The following is a 24,972-nucleotide window of genomic DNA, read 5'->3' as shown; positions in this document are numbered from 1 at the left end:
GGTGAAAAGACGGGTTGTGGTAACGGGAATAGGCATGGTCACCCCGCTGGGTACGGGCGTTGAAAAAAGCTGGCAGGCGCTGATTGCCGGGCAAAGCGGTATTGGCCCGATAACCAAGTTTGACACTGACGCCCTGGCAACCAGGATTGCCGGTGAGGTAACCGATTTTGATCCTACTGACTTCATGCCCGCCAAAGAGGTCAAACGGGTAGACAGCTTTATCCAATACGGTCTGGGGGCAGCCCAGATGGCCATGGAGATGGCGCAACTGACAATCAGTGACCACCTGAGCACCCGGACCGGGGTCTCTGTTGGCGCCGGCCTTGGCGGCCTGCCATCGCTTGAACATTATTACCGGATCCTGGAGACCAGCGGTCCGCGGCGCATCTCCCCGTTCTTCATCCCCGGCATGATTTCCAATCTTGCCCCGGGAAACATTTCCATCAGATACAATGCCAAGGGACCGAATCTTTCTGTTGTCACGGCCTGCGCCACCGGTAGCCATTCCATCGGTGAGGGGTTTAAAATCATCCAGAGACATGATGCCGACATCATGATTACCGGCGGCACCGAATCAGCCATCACCCCCTTGAGTGTGGCTGGTTTCAACGCCATGAAAGCACTGTCCACCCGCAATGATGATCCCGAGAAAGCCAGTCGTCCTTTTGATGCCGGACGCGATGGTTTTGTCATGGCCGAAGGAGCAGGTGTACTGATTCTTGAGGCCTTGGAATTCGCCCTCGACCGCGGAGCTCCTATTCTAGCTGAAATCACCGGTTATGGTTCGACGGCCGATGCACACCATGTCGCTGCTCCCGCCCCCGGGGGTGAAGGGGCCGCTAGGGCCATTCAGATGGCCCTTGACGACGCTGGCATCACCCCGGAAAAGGTTGATTATGTTAATGCCCATGGGACCTCTACCTATTTCAATGACCTCTATGAAACCCAGGCTTTGAAAAAGGTTTTTGGAGATCACGCCTGCAAGCTGTTGATCAGCTCGAGCAAATCGATGACCGGCCATATGCTGGGGGGAACCGGGGCAGTGGAAGCGGCAATTACCGTTTTGTCCCTGCATCGCGGCATGGTTCATCCGACAATCAACTTGGACAACCCGGATGAAGGCTGCGACCTGAATTATGTTCCTCAGCAAGCCAAAAAGGCCGACCTGCATGCTGCAATTTCCAACTCTTTCGGTTTTGGCGGCACCAATGCCTGTCTGGCCTTCTCCACCTACCAGGAGTAACGTCCGGCCAACAGACAACAATAGGGCCAAGATTTGTCGCACAACTCATACTTTGTTATTTCATGGATGCTGCAGCACCTCACGTTATGGGTTAAAGATAGTTTCTGCTAACCGCCAACATTACCCTCTTGAATCATAATGGATATCCAGTCAACAACCAGCTCATTGCCACCTCTGCTGATCGCCAGTGATCATGGCGGCTATGCATTAAAGGAAGAACTGAAAACAGTCCTCTCGGCAACCTATGAAATTGTCGACCTGGGAACCAATTCCGATGCTTCGGTTGATTATCCGGCATTCGCCTACCAGCTCACGGACCTGATCGCCAACGGCAGTTATTCACGGGGTATCATCATCTGCGGCACCGGCATCGGCATGTCCATTGCGGCAAACCGAAATCCGAAGGTTCGGGCGGCGCTGGCCACCACTCAGTTTATGGCCCAGATGGCCCGGGAACATAATGACGCCAATGTTCTGGTGCTGGGCGGTCGTATTCTGACCTGCGATGAAGCTATTGCCATTACCAAAACGTGGCTGACCACCCCTTTCGCCGGTGGGCGGCATGAGCGTCGGGTAGAACAGCTGGGAGACAATGGATATCGGCCGCCGGCATCAGTGAGGAACGCGCCGCTAGCGGCAGCCGACCGGAAAATCCACCAGCTGATCATGGCTGAAACCCGCCGGGAAGAGGAAAAGCTGGTGATGATCGCTTCCGAAAACTATGTCAGCCAAGCGGTTCTGGAAGCCCAGGGAAGCGTGTTAACCAATAAATATGCCGAAGGCTATCCCTTCAAACGATATTATGGCGGCTGCCAGGTGGTCGATGAGATTGAACAACTGGCCATTGACCGGGCAAAAGATCTTTTTGGCGCCGAGCACGCCAATGTCCAGCCGCTCTCAGGTTCCTCGGCCAATATGGCCGTCTATCTGAGCGTCCTGGAACCAGGGGATACTATTCTCGGAATGAACCTGGCCCATGGCGGTCATCTGACCCATGGTGCAGCGGTAAGTTTTTCCGGCCGGCTCTTTCGCTCCGCTTATTACGGGGTTGACCAGCAAACCAACTACCTGGATTATGATGAAATAGAAACCATTGCCGTTCGAGAGCAACCGAAAATTATTATTGCCGGTGCCAGTTCCTATTCCCGTGAATTGGATTTTCCGAAATTTCGCCAGATTGCCGACCGAGTCAACGCCCTCCTGGTAGTTGACATGGCGCACATTGCCGGCCTGGTGGCTGCCGGCGCCCATCCGTCACCGGTACCTTATGCCGATTTCGTTACCACCACCACCCATAAAACCCTCCGGGGTCCCCGGGGCGGCATGATTCTGTGCAAACAGGAATTCGCCAGCCGGATTGACAAGACAATCTTTCCCGGCATTCAGGGAGGACCCCTGATGCATGTTATTGCCGCCAAAGCGGTTGCCTTTCAGGAAGCAATGACGGAGCAGTTCCGCCAGACTCAGCACCAGACAGTCACGAATGCCCGCCACCTGGCTGCCTGTCTCCAGCAGCATGGTTTCACCATCGTTTCAGGCGGCACCGACAACCATCTCTTTCTCATTGATCTCACTACTCAGCCGCTGAAAGGGAAACGGGCCGAAGAGATTCTTGATGAAGCCGGGATTACCATCAACAAAAATGGTATCCCCTTTGATCAGCGGCCGCCCACTGATCCCGGCGGCATCCGGATCGGCACCCCTATCGTTTCAACCCGCGGCATGCAGGAAGCCCAGATGGAAACCATCGCTGACTTCTTTGCCGCAGTCCTCCGCGATCCGGAAAACGATCACCTGAAACAGGATGTCAACCGGCAGGTAAAAGAGCTGTGCAGCCAGTTTCCGGTGTACCGGAATATTCTTACCTCCTGAAATAACTGACGCGATGGAATCTGAACGCTCTCGACCTGATTGGCACACCTACTTTATGCAGATCGCCCAGCTGGTAGCCACCCGCTCTACCTGTCTGCGTCGCCAGGTGGGGGCAGTGATCGTCAAAAACAACCGGATCCTGTCAACCGGTTACAATGGTACTCCTTCAGGGATAACCCACTGCCTTGAACGGGGCTGCATCCGAAGCGAACGGCAGATCCCCTCGGGAGAACGCCACGAGCTGTGCCGCGGCCTCCACGCTGAACAGAATGCCATCATTCAGGCAGCATATCATGGGGTATCGGTCAATGATGCCGATATCTTCTGCACCAACCAACCCTGCATTATCTGCTCTAAAATGATTATCAACGCTGGCATCAAAAAGATTTTCATTAGCGACTCCTACCCTGATGAACTGGCTGAAGAGATGCTCAAAGAGGCGGCGATCTCCCTGGTTCTCCTATGAAATGTCCCTTTTGCAGTTTTCTGGAAGATAAAGTTATTGATTCGCGCCTTTCTAAAGACCAGAGCACCATCCGGCGGCGGCGGGAATGTCTCTCCTGCGGCAAGCGGTTCACCACCTTTGAAAACATCGAAATCTCCATTCCCCTGATAGTAAAGCAGGATGGCCGACGGGAACCCTATGACCGGCAAAAGGTTGAGGTAGGACTTAAGAAAGCCTGTGAGAAGAGGCCGGTGGGCATCGAGGAAATTGAAAAAATCATTACGATCATCGAACTGCACTTGCAGGAAAGCGGTGAAAAAGAGATTCCCAGTTCAGTCATCGGCGAAAAGATCATGCAATTGCTCAAAGAACTGGATGAGGTGGCCTACATCCGCTTTGCCTCAGTATACCGGCAATTCAAGGATATCAATGAGTTCATCCAGGAACTGCAAGGCTTAATCAACAACAACCAGAAGAAAACATGATGGCTTCGTAACAACTTCATCTTCTTTGTTGCGCTGCAACCGTCGTCACTGCGGCGTGCTCACCGTACGCCTCATTCCTCAAATTTTGCACGCCTCGAAGCTGACGCCGTTACTGTGCCATCCGGTTTTCAAAGCGTTGTACCGGTTATTGCGAGTTTGTTAAACATGACTGCTGAAGAGTATCTTGACTTAGCCCTGCTGCTGGCAGCCAAAGCCAAAGGCCGCACGTCACCCAACCCCATGGTTGGCGCCCTGATTGTCAAAGAAGGGGATATTGTCGGCCGGGGATTTCACCCGGCAGCCGGTCAACCCCATGCCGAAATTTTTGCCTTGCGGGAAGCGGGCGAACAGGCTCGCCAGGCGACCATGTATGTTACCCTTGAGCCGTGCAACCATCAGGGACGCACGCCCCCCTGTACTGAAGCCATTATTGCCGCCGGCATCAACAGCGTCGTTATCGGGATGAAAGACCCGAATCCCAAGGTCGCCGGTCGAGGCATTGCCAGGTTGCAGCAGGCAGGGATCAAGGTCACCGTCGGCATCCGCGAGAAACAATGCCGGCAACTAAATGAGGCATACTGCAAATTCATTACCACTGGCATGCCCTTTGTAACCCTTAAAATTGCCGCCAGCATGGATGGCCGCATTGCCACCCGCTCCGGCCACTCCCACTGGATTACCAATGAAGAATCACGCCACTATGTCCATCAGCTGCGCGACGAAACCGACGCCATCCTGATCGGCATCGGCACCCTGCTGCATGACAATCCGAAACTAACCACACGTCTGCCCCATGGGCAAGGCAGGAACCCCTATCGTATTATTGTTGACTCCCACCTGAGGACTCCCCTGCATGCCAATATTTTTGGTGATGATGCCCGGGAAAAGCTGATTCTGGCAACCTGCGTCAGTCAGCAGGATGCCCTGCGTTCCTACCAGGAGAGAACAAAAAAGATTCTCCAGATTCATGCTGACGAGAATGGTCAACTTGACCTGCCGGTGCTGATGAAAAAGCTGGCCAGCATGGGAATCATGACCCTTTTGGTGGAAGGTGGCTCTGAGATCAGCGGTTCAGCACTTGAGGCAGGCATTGTGGATAAAATCTGCTTTTTTTATGCCCCTATTCTCATCGGTGGTCGGGGAGCAACGGGCATGCTGGGGGGACAGGGACATGATTCCATCGCTGACTCCCAGGCGGTAACCGGGATAACCATTAAACATTTTGGTACCGATCTCTGCCTGGAAGGCTACCTTCGGCCCCAAAGCAAAAGCGATAATGATTAACACTGCAAAACGCCTGGGCTGCTATCTTCTCTATCCACCATCACTAGTATACCAAGCACTAACCACCGGCCGCAACCTTCTCTATGATTTTCACCTGCTAGAAACAAGCGGCGTCCCTGTCCCGGTCATCTGCGTCGGCAACCTAACCGTCGGTGGTACCGGTAAAACCCCAATGGTCGCCTGGCTGGCCAACCATTTCATCAGCCACGGGAAAAAAGTCGCCCTCCTTTCCCGTGGCTACCAGAGACGAAACAACAACAATCCACTGATGCTCCTGCCCGATGAACCAGCCGACAGAGATTTTTTGATTGATGATCTGGGGGATGAAGCGGCGCTGCTGCACAGCCGCTTTCCCGACGCAGCCTTGATTCTTGATACCAACCGCCGGCGGGGAGCCACAGCGGTCTGCAGCCGTTGGCAGCCGGACATTATCATCATGGATGACGGCTTTCAGCATCGCCGTCTACAGCGTGATATCAATCTGGTTATGATTGACAGCCAGCGGTTGTTCGGCAACGGCCATCTGCTGCCAGCCGGCCCTTTACGGGAATCGCTGGCGGCCCTTGAGCGGGCTGATCTGGTGGTCTTGAATAAATTTGACCTGCCCCACCCTGACTTCGGCGGACAGATCGGCAAGCTCTTTAACCACATCTCCCCCCGGAGGGTCTGCACGGCAATGTACCGGCTGAGTAGCTTCCACTTCCTGAGCAGAGAGAATCCGCCGATGGCAGCCCACCAGATGGCTGGCCAAACCGCGGTGGCCTTCGCCGGCATTGGCAACCCTGACTATTTTTTTCAACAGCTTGAAGGATTGGGAATCACCCTGAAAAAAACCCTTACCTTCCCTGATCATTGTCCCTATACCGCTGCCGCCCTGGAAAAAATCAGCCGGGCTGCAGCCGGCTGCGACCTGGCCATCACCACAGCTAAAGATGCCGTTAAAATAGCTGCCATTCCTGCTGCCGGCGAGCTGCTGCCCCAACTGACCATTGCTGACATTGAGCTCCAGATCAACCAGCCGGAGCGCTTCAACAAGCTCCTTGAATCCCGCCTGGCTTTGCGCTATAGTGCCAAAAAAACCCACCAGCAGATATCCTTGGCGGATAATGATAAAAATGACAGCTGAAGCTTGTCCGGCGGCCGTATTTCTTGACCGGGATGGCACCGTGACCGAAGAGGTCGGCTACGTCAACCATGTTGACCGCTTAAAGTTGATCCCTGGTGCCGCCCAGGCTATCCGCCGCCTTAATGAAACACAGATACCGGTTATTCTGGTTACCAATCAGGCCGGAGTGGCACGCGGTTATTTCCCCGAATCGCTGGTCACCGAAGTACACCAGCGTCTTACAGAGCTGTTGGCAGCCGAACACGCGCACCTGGATGCCATCTACTACTGCCCCCATCATCCAACCGTCGGCAGCCCACCCTATTGCCAGCCGTGCGGCTGCCGCAAGCCGGACACCGGCATGGTGGAACAGGCAATTGAAGACCTGAACCTGCACCATCGGCATTTTTTTGTCGTCGGAGATAAATACTCTGACATCAGGATGGCAACCAGGATCGGCGCCCGGGGCATCTTTGTTTTAACCGGCTACGGCAAGGGGGAGTATGAGATGTTTTCGCCATCATGGAAGGTGCAGCCGGATCATATCGCAGCTGATCTCCTGCAGGCAACCGAATGGATTTTACAACAGTTAAGCAGGAATAACCCAGCACCACCTCATACGCAGGAGAAACAAGATGGTCCTCAATCATGAACTAATGAATCTGCTTGTCTGCCCCCAGTGCAAGAAAGAACTGGAACTCACCGCCGATGAGCAATGGCTGCTCTGCCACAGCTGCCAACTGCGCTACCCAATCCGCAATGATATCCCGGTCATGCTTATTGATGAAGCCGAATCGATGGCTGCCAAAGAACAGTAAGAGCATATCCCTCCAGGAAAACAAGCCCCGCTCTAAAACGGTCCCAGACCATACTTGTCCAGCCGCACTGGTGTCGCCTCGCAAGAACCGGCAGTAATCTTTCGCATCACCCCGAAAAAACAGCAGGCTTGTCATCAGGCTTTCAGCTATGGCAATTGACGTCACAAAATGATATGAAGGCAACAACGTGCATAACGCTTTTTAACCTTGCTCTTCTTGCCAAAAAGATGAAAACACTCACTTCGGAACACATTGCTAAAATCATGATCCGCACCACCAATTGGCTTGGCGATGCGGTTATGACAACCCCGGCTATGGCACAGATACGCGCCTCTTTCCCGGAGGCTGAAATAGTAGTGATTGCCAATCCGCTGGTTGCCCAGTTATTCACCTGCCACCCGGATTGCGATCGGGTGCTGATTTTTGACAAGCGCAGCAAGGACCGGGGAATAACCGGTTTCCTGCGCTTCAGCCAGCAGTTACGCAGGGAGCAGTTTGACCTGGCGTTGCTGTTTCAAAATGCCATTGAAGGCGCACTTATGGCCTTTTTGGCCGGCATCCCCCGGCGAGGGGGTTATCCTACGGACGGCCGCATGCTCCTGATCAACTATCGCTCACCGATGACTACCGCAACGAAAGAGCTGCATCATACGGACTATTACCTCCAGATGCTTGCCGGTCTTGGCCTTGAGGGCAGCAGGCCGCCACTGCGGCTGGCAAGCACAGAAATGGAACTACAGCAAGCCCATGAAATCTTGGGCGGCGGCAGGTGGATCGCTATCAACCCTGGAGCCAGTTATGGCTCTGCCAAACGCTGGTTTCCCGAACGTTTTGCCGCTGTAGCCGACCAACTTGCCGAGAAGCACCAGGCGCGGATTGTGCTCATCGGCGGACCTGGAGAGCAGCAAATCGGCCATGATATTGCAATAAAGATGGAACAACCGGTGTTAAACCTGATCGGCAAAACCTCAGTCAGAGACATGATTGCTGCCATCAGCTGCTGCTCGCTGATAATTACCAATGATTCCGGTCCCATGCATGTTGCAGCGGCGGTCGGCACTCCAATTGTGGCAATTTTCGGCCCCACGGACCATACTACCACCTCGCCGCTGACCACGGATTTTACTCTCATCAGAAAACCGACGCCATGCGCCCCCTGCCTGTTGCGGCAATGTCCGAAAGATCACCAGTGCATGACCGCAATCACCGCTGATGAGGTGTTTGCCGCTGCTGATGCCATGCTGGGTGCCAGGTAATGAAAATTCTGATTGTCAAGGTCAGCGCCTTGGGCGATATTATCCATGCCTTGCCAGTGCTTGCCTACCTGCACAGCTGTTCGCCAACCATGACTATTGACTGGCTGGTGGAAGAATCATTTGCCACTCCACTTGAAGGACATCCACTGATCAGCAAAGTCTGCTCAATAAATACCAAAGAGTGGCGACGGCAGGGGCTGCTGAGGGTAGTCAAGGGCTTTGGCAAAACGATCCGCAGGCTGCGACAGAAAAAATATGATGTCGTTCTCGATCTGCAGGGAAACAGCAAAAGCGGCTTCTTTACCCTCTTTTCCGGCGCTCCGCTGCGCTACGGCTTTGATGCCCACGGTGCCAGAGAATGGCCAAACACCCTGGCAACAAACCGGAAAGTAGGTAAAAAGAAGGAACTCATCCATATTACTGAACAGAACATCAGCATTGCAGCTGAGGCGTTCCCCGGAGGAAAAACCCGTCTTCTACAAGGTCCTTTGCAAGCGTCCCCGCTTTGCCATGAACCGGTGGAAAAAAAGCTGCAGAATATCGACCTTGGCAATGGACCCGTGGTAATCTGCCATTATGGCACCACCTGGAAAACAAAATTATGGGCAATCGACCAATGGCAGGAACTGCTGCAATCCCTCTGGCAAACCAGGACCATCACTCCTCTGCTGACGTGGGGCAATGAAGAAGAGCTGGCAGCAGTGCAGGAGATTGCTGCGGGGTGCCGCCACGCCGTTATTTGGCCCCGGGGCAGCTTGGGAGAATTTATTGCCTTGCTGGAAAGGGCTGATCTGGTGGTCGGCGGGGATACGGGGCCCATTCATCTAGCAGCGGCATTGGGCACTGCGACCGTATCCTATTTTCGCGCTACCGACAGCCGGCGCAATGGCCCACGCGGCCCCGAACACATCTGCCTGCAGGCAGCCAAAACCTGCTCGCCATGCCTGCAGCGGACCTGCCCGCAAGACAATGAATGCCGACACAGCATCCTGCCCGCAGCCATGCTCCAAGCCATAAACACCCTGCTGGACAAACAGGACTCCTGAAACCGATATACCATGACACCAACACCTGCCACTCAGTTCAGGCAACCGCCAGAAATTGACCAAAACGGTTTATGGCTGAGCCTGCTTGGCAAGTACCATAAAGGAATGAGAAAAATAGGTCCGGAAAAATTGTGGCCACGTTTTGAAAAGCTGCTTCTTTGATTGCAGCCAATAGATGGCATAAGGGTCCAAACCTGACATCCGGCAGAGGTGGGATAAAGTGGAGGGGTCGAACCAGCAGGTATGTTCCTCGTGTACCGATGGTTGATTACGACGTAGAATTTTCCAGATCTGTTTGCAGTAGAAGGGGTTCGGAGTTGAAATAATCAGGGTTCCTGTCGGTGTAAGATGTCTGCCCATATTGCGCAGAAACTGGCCAGGGTTATCCAGATGTTCAATAATTTCACCGGCAATAATAGTGTCAAACCGCTGTTCGAGAGACATGGTCACCACGTCGGCAGTTTGCACATGAAAACCCTGCTGGCGGAGGATCTCAATACCCTCGTCATCAATGTCAACCCCGAACGCCTGGACATTAATCTCGCATATCTGGCGAAATAGTAAGTTGGGCTTTTTCGCCAGCCTGTCCAACGTATCATGGCGCAACCGCCGGCTGTCCACCACCCCAAGATCGAGGACACTGCCCTGAGCAACAAAGGGACGAATAACCGCCATCCGATCTGTTATCGGCGCCTTAAAGTTCAAGCCTTTCATTGTTTTCATCGTCACCTGCCCCGCTCGTGGTCACCATCCCCAATAAGCCCTGTCAGATACATCACCTGGTAATCATGGTTACTTTTTTTACCGCATTTCCAACCAACGATTCATAAAAGGCGGCAACGCCGCCCCGCCAGCACCTTTTTTATGGGTGCTGATAACCCGCTGCAAAACCTTCTGCCAGAAATGCCGATGTTCCGTCAGACTCTGCCGCCAGGACATGCCATCATAGACAGCAATAAAACGGAGCACATCACTTCTGGTCAAATGAATGTTGCCCGGCGCATGCAGGGTAGAATAGAGGAGACCGGCAATATCCTTAACAAGCCACCGTTCAGGAGTAGCGGGACGAACCTCAAGCCGGTGCAGGTCCATGACATAAATGCGTGGCTTGTTTTGTTGCTGCGCCAATGCGGCCAGGTCAATCCGCAGGTGACACAGATAATAGTCCCGGTGATTGATGCCGTTGCTATGCAAGGTTCTTGAAATGCCGGCAACGGTGCGAATCACCGCCCATTTCAGGAGAACATCCTCTTGTGCCGACGTTAGCGTCGGCAGCCAGGACTCAAGGTCCTCCGTCTGTTCCAAGGCATCGGTTACCACAAATGATTTCCGGGTAGCAGGGTTTACCCCTTGCTGGCCATACGCGGCAAGCCTCATGGTAGGCACTCCAAGATGCTCCAAAGCGAGGATTCCCTGCCACTCATTCTTTGCCCCCAGAACCGGCAGTCGCAGCTGAAGTAGATTTTTCACTATCTCTTTCCAGCCAACCCCAAGGTGAGCTTTGAGGTAAAAGCCACGGCCACCCCGTTCAAAATAGATGGTCCGGCGGTCAGCAACCACCTGTTTGACCGGTCGGCCATCAATTGCCAAAAAAGCATCCACCGTCTGTTCGCTCTTGAAGACCGTTTTGAGATCGTCACGAATGAAGATCATTGCTTTTCCCGATCCTCCCGGTTTTTTGCTGCCCGGGCAACTATTATCCGACTTGCCGCTTCGATCAGGCTGTAAAGATCATGCTTCTCACAGTAGGCTATCCCATTGCGCCGCCACTGTTCCTTTTCCCCGGAAGCAACCATCTCAGCCAGCCGTCTATTCAGATCTTGCTGGTCAAATGGCTCCGGACAAACCACTCCGGCCCCGGCCTCAACGATGTGAGCGGCAAATCCGCAATTGGCGGTCGTCAGTACCGGCAAACCGCAGACCATCGCCTCAAGGAGAACCGTGCCGGTATTTTCCACATAGGGAGGGTGAAGGAGCACATCGGCACTATAGTAATAGGAGCCCATATCAGCTTGCGAACCGGCAAAAACAACCCGGTCGCCAAGACCAAGACTGTTGGCCTGGCGACGATAAGCTGATTGTTTATCGTCGCCGACAACCACCAGGCGGATTTTTTTGCTCCATGCGGCAGGCAGACTCGCCACTGCCAGCAGGGCCCGATCCAGACCTTTGGTGCGAAAGCGTGAGCCAATAAATAAGAGCATGATTTCCCCTGGGGCAATGCCCAGTGTCTGCCGCAACGCCTGAATTTCACCTGGACGTGGTTTGCTGCTCAGCAGCCGTTCCCGGTTGATCCCGGGGGGCAGCAGGTGGAAACAACCGGGGTAGCTCTGATAATAGCGGATAAACTTATCCTGTTCCTGATGAGCAATAAGGAGAAATTCGGTGCCAGACCCCCGGGAAAAAACAGCCTCTTCCTGGCGGCGAAAAGCCCGATGCCTGGGGCTCAGGGTAAACAGAAACCCCTTGGTTTCTTCAACCCGGGCAGCATAGCAGGGATCACCAGCATAGTACACATCCAGGCCGGGGATTTTGGTGAATCCCACCAAACAATCATAGCAATTATTCATCGTTTCCCGTTTAAATGTACGGGCCAACTTATCATTGCTGCCATGGTTGGTCAGTGACCAGGTATTGACTTCGTGAATGCCGATCTTTTCCGGCCGTTTTCCCAGCCATTTACCGGTATAGATATCCACCTGATGCCCTTGTCTGGCACACTCGAGGGCGATCCGCAGCATGGTACGCTGCATGCCGCCGTACTCAAAATAGAGTGACACCACAAAGGCAAGTTTATAGGTTTTATCAGCCATAAAGAGAATTACAATAACACCCGTTCAGCTGATGAACGGCTTTTTTTCTGTTTGCCCAATCGAGCCCGGATCTGCGCTGCCTCTGGAAGGGGAGCCAGATAGGTATCGATAAAGTGTTGCCACTGGGCATGGGAAAAATCCGTATGCCGATGCAGCTGACCCAGATCCCGGACAATATTGCGCTGTTTTAAGGGGAAAAAACGGACTTTTTCCAAATCAATAAACACCGGGCTGACCCTGACAGAGGATGGATCAGTTGCCTCCGAACAGATCTCAGCCGGTGGTGGCGTCAGTCTGACAAAAATATGCTTGCCATACAAACAATTATGGCGAAACCCCTGTTGGTGCATATTCCGGATCATTCCGCTAAGGGGAGGAAAGAGTAGCTGGGCAAGAAAAGTCTCTGGCAACCCCCTGATCCGCCATTCTCGCAGCAGTTCATCAAGGCTCTGGTAACCAGTCAATTCACGGGTAATCAGGATTCCCTGCGCCCTCCCCTGGAAAACCCGGTCTGCACCATAGATTATTTCCGGCACTGGCAGAGCAGCAGCCCGGAAACGGATAAGATTAAGCAGCTCTTTACGGGAGGTTGGAATTCCCCGGAAAGGGTGACGGAGGGTCCGTGCCATATGGTTTTCCTGACGCTTCATAAAAACCGACAGGACACTGCCACCTTCCCCCTTCAGTTCCAGACGGCAAACCCCGCTCCAACCGCCACGACGTCGGTTGGGGGGCTCAAACCAGTCGTGCTCAAGATCCCAAAGGGTGTCAAAATCATTAAGTCCATTATCCTGCAGCAGTTGCAACCAGTGAGGATTAGAGTAACAATGGCGGTACTTCATGGTCGGCATTTACTGGGGAGAAACGCCAAGAACATAGACGCGCCACATGGAATAGAACTTAAGGAAGTCAATCTTGCCAATGATATTTATACCAACCTGTCGAAACTCATTCTCCACCTGCTGCCGGGGCAGAACAAAACGGTTCTGATAAGCCCTTCCCTGGCGGGAACGTTCCATTTTCTTCCGCCGCCATGACTTGAGATTGCCATCGACCCATAATGACAGAATAATGGTTCTGCTGGCAACCCGGGAAAACTCCCGATAAATTGCCAGCCTATCTTCTACCTGACCAATATGGTGCAGCAGGCGCATGCAGAATATGCTCTCCACCGTTTTTTCGGGAAGTTTAATGGCTAAAGCAGAGCTTTGTAAAACGGTGAAACGGCGGCTCACCGGTTGCGGCTGTTTGGCCACCGCCACCGCAAGCATCGCCTCACTGGCATCAGCCCCATAGAGCCGACGGAGGGGATCTTCCGCCAGCAGCGGCCAGAAACGACCGGCGCCGCAGGGAATATCTAGAATTGACTGGGGATTGCCGGCAATCGCCAACGCCTGACGGGCCATCTGCTGTTCCCGGCGGTCAGACATGCGGCGGCCAAATGCCTCCTGATGTTTTTCATAATATTGCCGGGAATGACCCTCATCATATTTTTTTGAAAATTCAAAGTCTTGGACTATCTTCCCCATCTCTTTGCACCCATCCCAATCAAAACACTGGCCAACATTTAATCGATTGCGGCGTTATGGTCAGCTGCATCTTGTGTCAGCACGGACCGTATCAAATCTATCGTCAAGGCGGTGGCGCCAGCGTGCCTGGCTACCACCTGATAGCCTCGCTCACCAAGCTCATACCGCTCCGCAGGACTGTCCAGTAAGCGGCCCATGACCGTAAACAATTCGTTTCCGTCAGCGACCATAAGCCCACCCCCAGCCTCCAGCAACAGCCGCGAAATCTCTTTGAAATTGTGCATCTGGGGACCGAAGAGGACCGGTTTTTTCACCGCTGAGGCTTCCAGCAGGTTATGGCCGCCAACCGGCACCAGGCTGCCACCAACAAACACCACATCAGCCACCCCATAGAGCTTCTGCAACTCACCAACGGTGTCCATCAACAGCACGGTTCCAGCGGCAAGAAAGGATGCCGTCACAGGCAGTTCACTCCGGCGGGCAAAAGAGATTCCCCGCTGCCGCAGCATCTCCCCCACCCCTTTGCATCGATTTGGATGTCGGGGCACCAGAACCAGAAACAGCTTTTTCCCCTCGGCCAAAAGCTGCTGATAGGCTGCAACGACCTCCTCCTCTTCACCAGCGTGGGTGCTGCCGGCAATCCAGATAAGTGCGTCGTCAGGAAGCTGGTAGCGTTCCTTGACAGCTTGAATGTTCGCCCCAGGAAGAATGTCACCAAGATCAAACTTCATGTTCCCGGAAACATGCACTAATTCTTTTGGCGCCCCCATTAACTGAATCCGTTTGGCATCCTGGTCAGTCTGCATGCAGAGCAGGGAAAAACGCTCCAGTATCCGCCTCAGGAACCACCGGAACCGACGGTAACGGGGAAAAGAACGGTCCGATATCCGGCCATTGACCAGCACCACAGGAATGTTTTGTTCATCGGCCAGGCGGACAAAATTCGGCCAGATCTCCGTCTCAACAATAATAATCAACTCCGGCCTGATAGCCGCCAGAACCCGACGGACAACCCAGGAAAAATCAAACGGAAAGAAAAGGCAGCAGTCTACCTGAGAAAGGTTGCTAGCAATTTCATGACCGGTCTCTGTTACACTGGAAAGCACCAGGGCAACATCCGGATAGGCCTTTTTCAGCCCTTTAACCAGGGGCACGGCCGCCCGGGTCTCGCCCACCGAAACGGCATGAATCCAGAACACCTGTCGCCGCACCAAAAGACTGAGCTTTGCCGGCGGGATACGTCCTAATCTCTCGCCGATCCCCTGCCGCAACGTCCCGGAGCGCACCCCTCTGAAGGCGTAGTAGGGTACCAGGATCAGAGAAGCCAGCAGAAGAATGAGGTCATACAGCAGATAAACCATAGCACCTCAAATGAGCCCGAGCCTTCTCGTTCACATGTTCCATGGCTTGAGATAGACGTTCCTGAAGCAGGGCAAGTTCCTCGCCCGGTTGACAGACTACCGGTTCTCCAAGAACAAAAACGCCGCGGCTAAAGGGATAGGGCAGCAGAAAACGATCCCAGGATTGAAAACGCCGCCCCCGGCTGCAGGCAAAAGCGAGCGGCAGCACCGGTCGGCCGGTTAATCTGGCCAACTGAGCAACCCCCGGCTTCAATCGATGCCGCGGACCACGAGGGCCATCAGGCGTTATGGCCAGATCGCCGGGTTCCTGCGCCAGCAGGACCATCTCTTTCAACGCCTCTTTTCCTCCTCGTGAAGATGAACCACGCACAGCATCATGGCCAAAATAGCGCATGGTCCTGGCAATCAGCTCACCATCCTTCGAAGCACTGATAAGAATCCTGGCCCCCGCCTTACTAGGGTTACCTTTGACCATCAGCAACAACTGGTCATGCCAGAAAGAGATAATGACGCCGCGCTTATCCTGCCGGCACTGACGCCAGTATTCCATCCCCAGATAATCAATCCGAATCAGCAGTGAAAGCCCACGGATGACTAATGAGGCCAGCAAGGGAACCACCCGCAGAAGAAGCCAGTCACCAAGCTTTTTCATGGTTTATCGTCAAACTGCAGATCATAAAGATTTTTGTACAGTCCACCCTTGGCCAGCAGCTCTTCGTGAGTTCCCTTGTCGATCAGTCTGCCCGCTTCCAGCACAACGATCATATCCGCATTGCGCACAGTTGACAGCCGGTGGGCAATAACAAAGGTTGTTCGGTTCTTCATCAGATTGGCCAGGGCTTTCTGAACCATCGCTTCACTTTCGGTATCCAGAGCGCTGGTCGCCTCATCAAGAATCAGAATCGGGGCGTCGTGGAGAATCGCCCGGGCAATACAGAGCCGCTGCCGCTGACCACCGGAAAGACGGACGCCCCGGTCACCGATGCTGGTCTCATACCCTTCGGGCAACTGGCTGATAAACTCATCCGCGTAAGCCTGCAGCGCCGCCAGCCTGACGTCCTCATCACTGGCTTCCGGACGCCCGTATCTGATATTATTTTTTATCGAGTCATGGAAAAGAAATGTTTCCTGATCCACCAGGGCAATACTGGCGGTTAGGCTGGCCATGGTAAACTGGCGGATATCGATGCCATCTACGGTAATCGAGCCCTGCTGGGGATCATAAAACCTGTTCAATAAACCGACAATGGTGGATTTTCCCGCCCCGCTGGGACCCACCAGAGCAACCACCTCTCCCGGAGACACGGCAAGGGAAAACTCCTGCAAAACCGGTTGGACCTCATAGGCAAACGTAACCCGATCAAAAACCACTGAACCTGCCACCTGGTCAACCGCAAGAGCATCGGCAGCATCGACAATATCAGGTTTTTCATCTGTCACTTCGAAGACCCGCTCAGCTGCCGCTACCGATTTCTGCACCTGGTTATTGACCCTTGTCAACCGTTTAAACGGACTGTACATCATACCGATGGCAGCGATGAAGGAAAAAAGTTCACCCTGGGTTATGGACCCGGAATACACCCGCCGCATGCCATACCAGGCAACGCCGGCGATGCCGAAGGAGCCCAGCAGCTCAACCATGGGACGAGCCACTGAATCATATTTGATCACCTTTCTCATAAAGCGATAGTAGTTGAGATTTTCATCCCGGAAGCGCGCCCGCTCATCGTCCTCCCGGCCAAACGATTTAACAATCTTAATGCCGGCAAAGGTCTCCTGCAGGATGGTGGTCAAAAACCCCATCGTCTGCTGCCCGCGGCGGGTGTTACTTTTAATCTTGCGCCCTATGGCTGCTGCCGGGACCACCGCTACCGGCAACACCAGGAAAGCCAGCAGAGCCAATTTCCAGTCGGTATAGAATGCCAGGCCAATGAGTCCCACCAGGGTAAAACTTTCTCGGATGCCGTCCACCAGCACATCCGCTGCAGAACGTTGCATGACCCCAACATCATTGAGAATCCGCGACATAAGGTTGCCGGAAGCATGACGGAAAAAATATCCCATCGATAACGCCAGGGAATGGGAGTAGATATCATTGCGGATATCCTGGACAACCAGTTGGCCGGCGGTCTTGATAAAGTATTCCTGCAGATAACGGGCCGTACTTTTAATCACGGCCAGCGAAACAATAACAATCGGTACATAGATGATCACCGAACTCTCACCGGCAGCAAGGATCTTATCCACCAGCGGCTGGATCAACTTAGCAACGGAAACATCGGCGCCAGCCACCACCACGGAAGCAACCACGGCAATGGCCACCCGGGCAGCATAGGGACGGGAATACCCCAAAAGGCGTCGGTATATAGTCCAGCTGTCTTTTTTCAAACCATGTGGTCCTATGGACAAAGGGAAGGGTTCTGTTGCCGGAAACAGACACGAGACAGAAGGGGGAAAAACAACAATAGCAACATGATCGTCAGCACCTTGTGAAGATGGGCAGCAAACCGATCAGCCGGGGTAAACAAGGTTGCTATTTCTCCCACGGATCTTTGATTGCCAATGCAACCAGGGGATTAATCACCTTGATATTTTCAATATTGGTTACCTTTTTAATGAAGCCAACAATCAATTCCCAGTCAAGGTGGGTAATTTCTTTGGCTGTTTTGCCTTTGCAGTCAAGCTGGCCGCCAGCCACCAGATTATGTCCTCCTGCAGTTCCGCCCAGCACTTCCACCAAACGGCGTATGGTTCTGCCGGCTCGGGCCTTCTGGTTCATCGCCCGGATAGAAACCAGCAGTTTTTCCTGATGTAACCCGGTAACAATCGACCAGCTCATGCGCTCATGCCGCAAGAGGAAATCCGCCATTTCAGCCACCATATCAGGATTGCCGATCTCACCCAGCCGGGTACCAATGACATTTTTATAGAAAAAAGCATTGTCCACTGCCTTCCTGACATAACGGAAATATTCCCGCGGCTGGCGGCTGAACTCGATCATTGATAGGTTTTTCAGGTTTGCCAGGGGAATGAGGTCATTAAATATTTTCAGATCCTGCTTGGTGGCCTCCCGTCCAAGGCTCTGGGTTTCAGAGGTAATCCCGTAAACCAGCGCCGTAGCCAAACTGGCAGAAATGGGGATCTCCAGCTCCTGGAGATATTCTGCAATAATCGTTGAGCAGGCACCATAGTCAGTCCGGATGTCAACGATGGGGGTCTCTTTCAGCAGGGGACGGGTTGATGCTTTCCGGGGGTGATGATCGACAACCATGGCTGGCACCATCCCCAGGGGCAAGGCATTGTTGCCAGCCCCCGGCTGGGTATCCACCAGGGCATAGGCAAGCTGTTTTCTCCCCCGGATACGGCCGAAAGGCGTTGGGTCGATGGGCAGGTAACGAAACAGGGTCCGGTTTTCAGAGCGGCCGACTATCCCGCCGTAAGCCACCTGGACCCGGCAGGGCGTCAAATGCTGAAAAATGGTCGCCAGCCCACAGGCAGAAGCCAGCGCATCAGGATCCGGATTATTATGGGTAAGAACCAGTACCCGTTTCCGTTCCCCGATGGCCGTCATAAGCATATCACGATCTATAGGCACTCTCTGGGCCTCCTCTTTTTTGCAAGTCCCCTCTATATCATAAGAGCGAGGTGGACATCAACCAAAAGCACTTCTCCCGGACAACCTTCGACATTTGCCTGAAACCGTTTTCCGGATTGCGAAAAAAGCTAAAGTTTTTCACAGGTTCTGCCGTATATACAAAAGTTTCAAGAAAAGAAGAACCATTATTTACCAGTTGTCAAGCCGTCGGCAATCTGTTAAGAGTTGAGGTTGGCACAGTCCCCGCCTTCACCGGCTAGCAGCAGTCAAACATGGTATTCTTTTCCATTCCAAGGCAGGATTTTATATGTATCGACACCTCCTCAGGGAAAAAATAGGTACTGTTGACGATATCCCCCCGCTGCCAGCCCTGGCGACAAAAATCATTAATGGCTGTTTTGATGACCGGACTGATTACAAAAGCCTGGCGGCTCTCGTCCGCCAGGATCTGGCACTTTCCGGCAAGGTTCTCTCCCTGATCAATGCCAGTGCCTACTCCCCCGTGGAAAGAATTGACGACCTGGGACACGCCATCTCCCTGTTAGGGAAAAAAACCATTCGTAACCTGGTCCTGAGTATCAGCATCTATAATTCGTTTACTCCCGAGGGAAAAAAGGGTGAAGCACGGATGGTCGGCTTCTGGCAGCACAGCCTTGCCTGTGCTGTCGCTGCCGAGGCCATTGCCCGCAAGATCGGCTATCCCTATCCTGAAGAAGCATTTCTTGGTGGCCTGCTCCATGATATCGGCAAACTTATTATCTTTATCAGGTTTCCTGATGAACTGGAAATCTTTCTCGATCATCTGCAGCAGCAACACCAATCCACCAGTCCTGATATGCAACCTCTGATGCTGGAGGATAAAATCTTCGGTCTCGGCCATCACCAACTGGGAAAGTGGGCTGCAGAACGCTGGCAATTCCCCGAAACAATCGTTAACAGCATCTGGCTTCACCACCAGCCCATCACCTCTTTTGCCAAAAAGGAGGATCAGCTGCCGGTCATGATCCGGTTTGCCGATGCATTCTGCAATATCCACCATCTGGGGTCAAACTACTTTATCAACCAGGACGTTGACCTCCCCTGCCATCCTCACCATATACAAAGTTTCACTGTCCTGCAAAAGTTCTTCAAATGGAAGGATGAGGAGATTGCTGATCTTTTGTCTGAGACCATGGATCGCATGGGTGAATTCAGTGACACCCTGGGCTTGGCTGACAACCAGAGCTATTTTGAAGCAATCAAAAAGGCTAACCGCGAGTTGGGAAGAATGAACCTGGCACGGGAGCAGCTAGCGCATGAACTGCGGCTTAAAAACCGCATCCTCAAAGGCATCTATCGTCTCGAGCAGGAAATCAGCCAGTTTCATACACCCGCTGAACTGACCCGCATTATTCTCCAGGAAACCATTGAGACCTTCAAAAGTGATCTGGCACTCTGCTTCTTGAAAGCAGAGGACAGCCAACCGGCCGGACTGGGATATGCCAATAAAAAATTTTTCAACCCCCAGGATTGGCTGGCTCAAGACAACAGCCACAACAGCAAGAATCACCTCCCAAAAAATCAGAAAAAGTCACTTGATTCCATTGAAAAACTGCTGCTGGCCCCCGATCTCTTTCTGGCTTCGGAAAAGATCATTCCTCTGCTGCCCCACTCGACCCTGCTGGCCATCCCCCTCTCCTATCGAAGCGGTAACAGCAAGGGTACTATCGGCCAGTTGATCATCGATTGCCGCAAAATCATCCATTACGGGGGAGAAAAAGAATCGCTGCTGCAGATCCTGCACATCTTTGCGTCCGCCGTTGCCAATAACGTTCACAAGGTTATGCTGTTTGACAACCTGAACCAGCAATCAGAAGAACTTGCCGAATTACATCGCCACACTGAACAGATCCAGGAACAGCTCTACCATACTCAGCGGTTGGCCACTGTTGGACGACTGGCTGCCGGTGCCGCCCATGAGATCAACAATCCCCTGGCGGTTATTTCTGCCAATATCCAGGTAATGCAGAAGCAGGATCCCAAGAGCAGAGACCGGAAAAAAGAGCTGTCTCATTACCAGACGGTGCTGCAGCAAACCGAAAAAATTTCCAAGATCATCTCAGACATGATGACCTACGCCTATCCGGCCAAACCACAACGGCTGACGGCAAACCTGCAGGAGATTATTGCCCAGGCCATCAGCGCCGTGGAACACCGAACTTCCTATGAAAAAATAACCATCAACAACCTGGTGCCCGATGATCTGCCATTGGTGAACGTCGATGCCATGCAGATTGGCCAGGTACTGATCAACCTGCTGATCAATGCGCAGCAGGCAATCCCTGATGGCGGCACCATCACACTCAAAGGTCAGCAACAGGAAGACCATGTGGTCGTTGAATGCTCCGATACCGGCACCGGCATCCCACCGGAGCAACAGAGCATCATTTTTGACCCTTTTTTCACCACCCGTGAGGCCGGTGAGGGAACCGGGTTGGGCTTGGCCATCTGCCATTCCCTGATGGAACAGAATAATGGCAAGATTACCGTCAGAAGCAAAGTAGGAACAGGAACCACGTTCACCCTTTTGCTGCCCATCGCCCGGCAAACCACCAGCAACCCCATCAGTGAAGCCCTGCACCATGACACCGAAAACAACCGGGCTGTCAACTGGAAGCCAGACCGTGCCCGCATTCTCCTGGTGGAAAACGATCCAGAACTGGGCAATATTTTAGCTGAAAACCTCTCAGCCGGCTTTGAGGTTGAAGTGGTCACCAGCGACAAGGAGGCTGTTGACATTGTACGACAGAAACTCTTCAATCTGCTGATTATTGATCTGGACGTGGGGGGCAACCCGGCAAAAAATATTTTGCGGTGGACCGCTAAATTCTTCAATGACCTGCCGATTATCGCCCTTACCGGCCCGGATGCAGCAGCACAACAGGAAAAGCTCAAAAACCTTGGCATAACTGTCTGGCACCAAAAACCGTTCAAAACAGACGAGCTGGTGGCCACAGCCACCATGCTGCTCACACAACCAACCGCAGGATAACCTCTATTCTGAACCTTCATGAAAACAGCTGACAAGGGGCTTATTCCTCTCAAAACCGTTTCAGAAAAGCTCGGCCTGGAAGAAAGCCTGCTGCGTTTTTATGAAAAGATCTTCTCCTCCTGCCTGCCGGCCAAGATTACCGATGGCGGCCGGCTTGTCTACCCATATGCAGTCATAGAGCTTTTCAGTAAAATCCACCAGTTGAAATCCCAACAGCTTTCCGATGAAAAGATCAACATCCAGCTCGGTCCTTATCTCCCGGTCGGCAAACAACAGTCCTCCCGGTCATTGGCCCGAATCATTACGGTCACCAGCGGCAAAGGCGGGGTGGGGAAAAGCAGCATATCGCTTAACCTGGCAATCGCCCTGCGCCTGCGGGGGAAAAAAGTTATGCTGGTCGATGGCGATCTTGGCCTTGCCAACCTCCATCTACTTGCGCGGATACCGGTGAAACACACCTTGGAAACACTGATCAAAATGGACCTTCCGCTGGTTGACATCATCACTACCGGCCCTGCCGGGGTAGCGATGATTGCCGGTGCCAGCGGCATTGCTGAGATGGCCAATCTGCCCACCTATAAGAGAAACCACCTTCTTGAACAACTGGAAAAGCTCGAGCAGGTAGCCGACTATATTATTATTGACACCAGCAGCGGCATCACGCCTTCGGTACTGGACTTCATCCGCGTTGCTGATGATCTCCTGCTTGTTGTCACCCCTGATATCACCTCCCTGGCCGATGCTTACGGCGTCATTAAAACCTGCAGCCACCAACACATTGATACCAGGATAGGTATCTTTACCAACCAAGTAAGCAACTTAAGCCAGGCAGCCGAAGTATATCAACGATTAAACAGCTGTTGCCGGCAGTTCCTGAACCGCACACTGGCGAATCTTGGTTATTTGTACCGCGACCGCAGTGTGGAACGGGCAGTCAGAAATCGGCAGCCGTTTATCATGGAACCAGTAAAAAGCCGGGCGTCTTTTTGCATTCGCCAGCTGGCGGAGCTTCTGGACAGCCCGGAGTTTGATGTTGCCACCCGAAATACCCCGGCCTTCCGACGCCTGCAAAACCTTATTCATGAAACGGAAGAAGATGGAAGATTTTCTCAGATTTTTTAGTCTGCACCGAGATCCTTTCCAGGATACCATTGACCCGGATATCTTTTATCCGACGGAAATCCATGAACAAACCATGCTGAAGCTAAACACCGGACTGCAGCAACGGCGACCGATCATGATGCTCTGGGGACAAAGCGGCACCGGCAAGACAACACTTTCCCGGCTGCTGTTGCAACAGCTAAAACCGGAAAAGTTTCTGACCCTGCTGATTCTACCACCCCCCCAGATCAGCCAGGCAGCCCTGCTGGACCTTTTCTGTCATCACCTGCACGGCCCGACCGGACGTCAGATACCTAAACAGGAAAAACTGCTCTGGCTGCAGGAAACCGTAACCCGAGAGGGAGAAGCAGGTCGTCAGTTAGTTCTACTGGTTGATGAAGCCCATTTCCTGAAATCGGAATGTCTCCATCTGATCAGGTCGATGAGCAACTGGGAATCATCCTGGGGGAAATTGCTGTCAATCATTTTTGTCGGTGAACCGCCATTTCTCAAACGACTCCACCATCCAACCCATGCCTCGATCAGAAGCAGGATATCCTTGTCACTGGAGCTCCCCCCCCTGAACGCCGGTGAAACGGAGCAGCTGATAAAATTCCGCCTGTTGGTTTCCGGCGGCAATCCACAGCTTTTTGAGCCATCCTGTTTCAGTCTCATTCATGAAGCCAGTGGCGGCATTCCACGGTTGATCAGTAAAATTGCCGGCAATGCCCTGCTCGAAAGTTTTTGTCGAAAAACCCTTCAGGTAACCCCGGAGATGATCAGCACCGCAATTGCTGAAAGCTGCTAGAAGAGAAGAAAGGATATCGTCCATGTCAGAGCTCCGCAAAGATCCCGTTACTGATCGCTGGGTGATCATTGCCAAAGAACGGGGGAAACGCCCTTCCGATTTCACTGACATCGTCAGAGAAGAAGCAGGTAAAGGCTTCTGTCCCTTCTGCCCCGGCAATGAAGATGTCGTTCCTCCTGAAGTTCTCGCCTATCGCAAACCAGGAAGTCCCCCCAACGGACCCGGCTGGCGCCTGCGGGTGGTTCCCAACAAATTCCCGGCCCTTACGGACAAGGAGGCGCTGGAAAAACATGGCAACGGCATGTATGATGTCATGAGCGGCGTGGGCATGCACGAAGTCATTATAGAAAATCCAGCCCATGAGGCAACCCTCAGCACCATGGCTGTCCATGAAGTTGAGGATGTCCTCTGGGCCTACCGGGATCGGCTGGCAACACTGGCGGCAGACAGCCGTTTCAGTTCGGTGATCATTTTTAAAAACCAGGGAATGGCCGCCGGTGCCACCGTCCAGCACTCTCACTCACAACTCATTGCCCTGCCCATTATTCCCCGGCAGATTAAAGAAGAGCTTGAGGGAGCAAAAAACTATTATACCTACAAGGAACGTTGCATCTTCTGCGACATTGTCGATCAGGAACATCAGCAGGAAAAGCGGGTAATCAGCGAAAATGACGAATTTATCGCCGTCTGCCCCTACGCCCCCCGGTTTCCTTTTGAAGTCTGGATTATTCCCAAAACCCACAGCGCCCACTACCAGGAAACCAGCAAACATGATATCGAATCATTTTCCATGATGCTCTCTGAAACGCTCAAGCGGCTGGATCAGGTTCTCGATACACCGCCGTATAATTTTTTTCTCCATTCAGCACCGTTCAGGCAGGATGATTCAGCGTATTATCACTGGCACCTTGAAATAATACCCAAATTAACCAGAATTGCCGGTTTTGAATGGGGGTCCGGATTCTACATCAACCCGACCCCACCCGAAGAATCAGCTAAATTTCTCCGGGATGCAATCATCACAAATAAAGAATGACAAACGTGTAACAACGGTAAAAAGCTTCAAAAACCGGATGGCACAGTAACGGCTCCAGGTTCGAGGCAGGCAAAACCTGAGGAATGAGGCAACCATAAAAGTTCGCCGCAGTGACGAAGGTTGCCGCTTAACGAAGAAGGTGGC

The 24,972-nt window shown here is 53.0% G+C and carries 23 protein-coding genes; 14 read left to right on the top strand and 9 right to left on the bottom strand.

Annotated elements, in window-relative coordinates:
* Window position 1: 1 nt before the first annotated feature.
* From fabF to waaC, 10 genes are all read left to right on the top strand, one after another.
* Entirely contained in the window at window positions 2-1,243 is a 1,242-nt protein-coding gene (gene fabF, locus JXO50_02120; GenBank protein MBN2331880.1) for a beta-ketoacyl-ACP synthase II, read from the top strand.
* A gap of 138 nt (window positions 1,244-1,381) precedes the next feature.
* Window positions 1,382-3,115: a ribose 5-phosphate isomerase B gene (rpiB, locus tag JXO50_02115; protein ID MBN2331879.1), complete on the top strand. Its 1,734-nt coding sequence runs from the start codon at window positions 1,382-1,384 to the stop codon at window positions 3,113-3,115.
* A gap of 13 nt (window positions 3,116-3,128) precedes the next feature.
* Window positions 3,129-3,581 carry a cytidine/deoxycytidylate deaminase family protein gene (locus JXO50_02110; GenBank protein ID MBN2331878.1) on the top strand — a complete coding sequence of 151 codons (453 nt, stop codon included), beginning with the start codon at window positions 3,129-3,131 and terminating at the stop codon, window positions 3,579-3,581.
* Window positions 3,578-4,045, top strand: coding sequence for a transcriptional repressor NrdR (nrdR, locus tag JXO50_02105; protein ID MBN2331877.1), 468 nt, complete (start codon window positions 3,578-3,580; stop codon window positions 4,043-4,045). Before JXO50_02110 ends, nrdR begins: the two co-directional genes overlap by 4 nt.
* A 165-nt stretch (window positions 4,046-4,210) precedes the next feature.
* Window positions 4,211-5,329: a bifunctional diaminohydroxyphosphoribosylaminopyrimidine deaminase/5-amino-6-(5-phosphoribosylamino)uracil reductase RibD gene (gene ribD, locus JXO50_02100; protein ID MBN2331876.1), complete on the top strand. Its 1,119-nt coding sequence runs from the start codon at window positions 4,211-4,213 to the stop codon at window positions 5,327-5,329.
* Complete coding sequence (lpxK, locus tag JXO50_02095; protein ID MBN2331875.1) at window positions 5,322-6,455, top strand: tetraacyldisaccharide 4'-kinase; 1,134 nt, start codon at window positions 5,322-5,324, stop codon at window positions 6,453-6,455. Before ribD ends, lpxK begins: the two co-directional genes overlap by 8 nt.
* Entirely contained in the window at window positions 6,445-7,086 is a 642-nt protein-coding gene (locus JXO50_02090) for an HAD family hydrolase (GenBank protein MBN2331874.1), read from the top strand. The genes lpxK and JXO50_02090 overlap by 11 nt, the downstream gene beginning before the upstream one ends.
* The gene (locus tag JXO50_02085) at window positions 7,070-7,252 is read left to right on the top strand and encodes a Trm112 family protein (GenBank protein ID MBN2331873.1); all 183 of its coding nucleotides are present in this window, start codon (window positions 7,070-7,072) and stop codon (window positions 7,250-7,252) included. Before JXO50_02090 ends, JXO50_02085 begins: the two co-directional genes overlap by 17 nt.
* 227 nt (window positions 7,253-7,479) lie before the next feature.
* Window positions 7,480-8,508 (top strand): lipopolysaccharide heptosyltransferase II, encoded by a 1,029-nt coding sequence (waaF, locus tag JXO50_02080; GenBank protein ID MBN2331872.1) that lies wholly within the window; start codon window positions 7,480-7,482, stop codon window positions 8,506-8,508.
* Window positions 8,508-9,554 carry a lipopolysaccharide heptosyltransferase I gene (waaC, locus tag JXO50_02075; GenBank protein ID MBN2331871.1) on the top strand — a complete coding sequence of 349 codons (1,047 nt, stop codon included), beginning with the start codon at window positions 8,508-8,510 and terminating at the stop codon, window positions 9,552-9,554. Before waaF ends, waaC begins: the two co-directional genes overlap by 1 nt.
* 69 nt (window positions 9,555-9,623) lie before the next feature.
* On the opposite strand, the gene JXO50_02070 is transcribed toward waaC, so the two are convergent.
* The 9 genes from JXO50_02070 to JXO50_02030 all read right to left on the bottom strand — a co-directional run bounded on the left by JXO50_02070 (window position 9,624) and on the right by JXO50_02030 (window position 18,852).
* Window positions 9,624-10,277 (bottom strand): class I SAM-dependent methyltransferase, encoded by a 654-nt coding sequence (locus tag JXO50_02070; protein MBN2331870.1) that lies wholly within the window; start codon window positions 10,275-10,277, stop codon window positions 9,624-9,626.
* A 78-nt stretch (window positions 10,278-10,355) separates the two neighbouring features.
* Complete coding sequence (gene rfaP, locus JXO50_02065; GenBank protein ID MBN2331869.1) at window positions 10,356-11,207, bottom strand: lipopolysaccharide core heptose(I) kinase RfaP; 852 nt, start codon at window positions 11,205-11,207, stop codon at window positions 10,356-10,358.
* Window positions 11,204-12,367 (bottom strand): glycosyltransferase family 4 protein, encoded by a 1,164-nt coding sequence (locus tag JXO50_02060; GenBank protein ID MBN2331868.1) that lies wholly within the window; start codon window positions 12,365-12,367, stop codon window positions 11,204-11,206. The genes rfaP and JXO50_02060 overlap by 4 nt, the downstream gene beginning before the upstream one ends.
* 8 nt (window positions 12,368-12,375) lie before the next feature.
* The gene (locus tag JXO50_02055) at window positions 12,376-13,209 is read right to left on the bottom strand and encodes an inaA protein (protein MBN2331867.1); all 834 of its coding nucleotides are present in this window, start codon (window positions 13,207-13,209) and stop codon (window positions 12,376-12,378) included.
* A 9-nt stretch (window positions 13,210-13,218) separates the two neighbouring features.
* On the bottom strand, window positions 13,219-13,896 hold the full coding sequence (locus JXO50_02050) for a class I SAM-dependent methyltransferase (GenBank protein MBN2331866.1): 678 nt from the start codon (window positions 13,894-13,896) through the stop codon (window positions 13,219-13,221).
* A gap of 38 nt (window positions 13,897-13,934) precedes the next feature.
* Entirely contained in the window at window positions 13,935-15,257 is a 1,323-nt protein-coding gene (locus JXO50_02045; GenBank protein ID MBN2331865.1) for a 3-deoxy-D-manno-octulosonic acid transferase, read from the bottom strand.
* On the bottom strand, window positions 15,238-15,909 hold the full coding sequence (locus JXO50_02040) for a lysophospholipid acyltransferase family protein (GenBank protein ID MBN2331864.1): 672 nt from the start codon (window positions 15,907-15,909) through the stop codon (window positions 15,238-15,240). The genes JXO50_02045 and JXO50_02040 overlap by 20 nt, the downstream gene beginning before the upstream one ends.
* Complete coding sequence (locus JXO50_02035) at window positions 15,906-17,645, bottom strand: ABC transporter ATP-binding protein (GenBank protein MBN2331863.1); 1,740 nt, start codon at window positions 17,643-17,645, stop codon at window positions 15,906-15,908. The genes JXO50_02040 and JXO50_02035 overlap by 4 nt, the downstream gene beginning before the upstream one ends.
* A gap of 145 nt (window positions 17,646-17,790) precedes the next feature.
* Complete coding sequence (locus JXO50_02030) at window positions 17,791-18,852, bottom strand: DHH family phosphoesterase (protein ID MBN2331862.1); 1,062 nt, start codon at window positions 18,850-18,852, stop codon at window positions 17,791-17,793.
* Window positions 18,853-19,159: 307 nt separating this feature from the next.
* On the opposite strand from JXO50_02030, the gene JXO50_02025 reads away from it, so the two are divergent.
* The 4 genes from JXO50_02025 to galT are packed head-to-tail and all read left to right on the top strand — an operon-like array spanning window position 19,160 to window position 24,828.
* The gene (locus tag JXO50_02025; protein ID MBN2331861.1) at window positions 19,160-21,883 is read left to right on the top strand and encodes an HDOD domain-containing protein; all 2,724 of its coding nucleotides are present in this window, start codon (window positions 19,160-19,162) and stop codon (window positions 21,881-21,883) included.
* A gap of 18 nt (window positions 21,884-21,901) precedes the next feature.
* On the top strand, window positions 21,902-23,005 hold the full coding sequence (locus JXO50_02020; GenBank protein ID MBN2331860.1) for an AAA family ATPase: 1,104 nt from the start codon (window positions 21,902-21,904) through the stop codon (window positions 23,003-23,005).
* Complete coding sequence (locus JXO50_02015) at window positions 22,965-23,792, top strand: AAA family ATPase (protein MBN2331859.1); 828 nt, start codon at window positions 22,965-22,967, stop codon at window positions 23,790-23,792. Before JXO50_02020 ends, JXO50_02015 begins: the two co-directional genes overlap by 41 nt.
* Before the next feature lie 22 nt (window positions 23,793-23,814).
* Window positions 23,815-24,828: a galactose-1-phosphate uridylyltransferase gene (gene galT, locus JXO50_02010; protein MBN2331858.1), complete on the top strand. Its 1,014-nt coding sequence runs from the start codon at window positions 23,815-23,817 to the stop codon at window positions 24,826-24,828.
* Window positions 24,829-24,972 lie beyond the last annotated feature (144 nt).

This window comes from Candidatus Anaeroferrophillus wilburensis, assembly GCA_016934315.1.
GTDB classification, from domain to species: Bacteria; Desulfobacterota; Anaeroferrophillalia; order Anaeroferrophillales; family Anaeroferrophillaceae; genus Anaeroferrophillus; species Anaeroferrophillus wilburensis.
The sequence above is the reverse complement of the archived record's forward strand: the minus strand, read 5'-3'. Positions and strand labels throughout refer to the sequence as shown.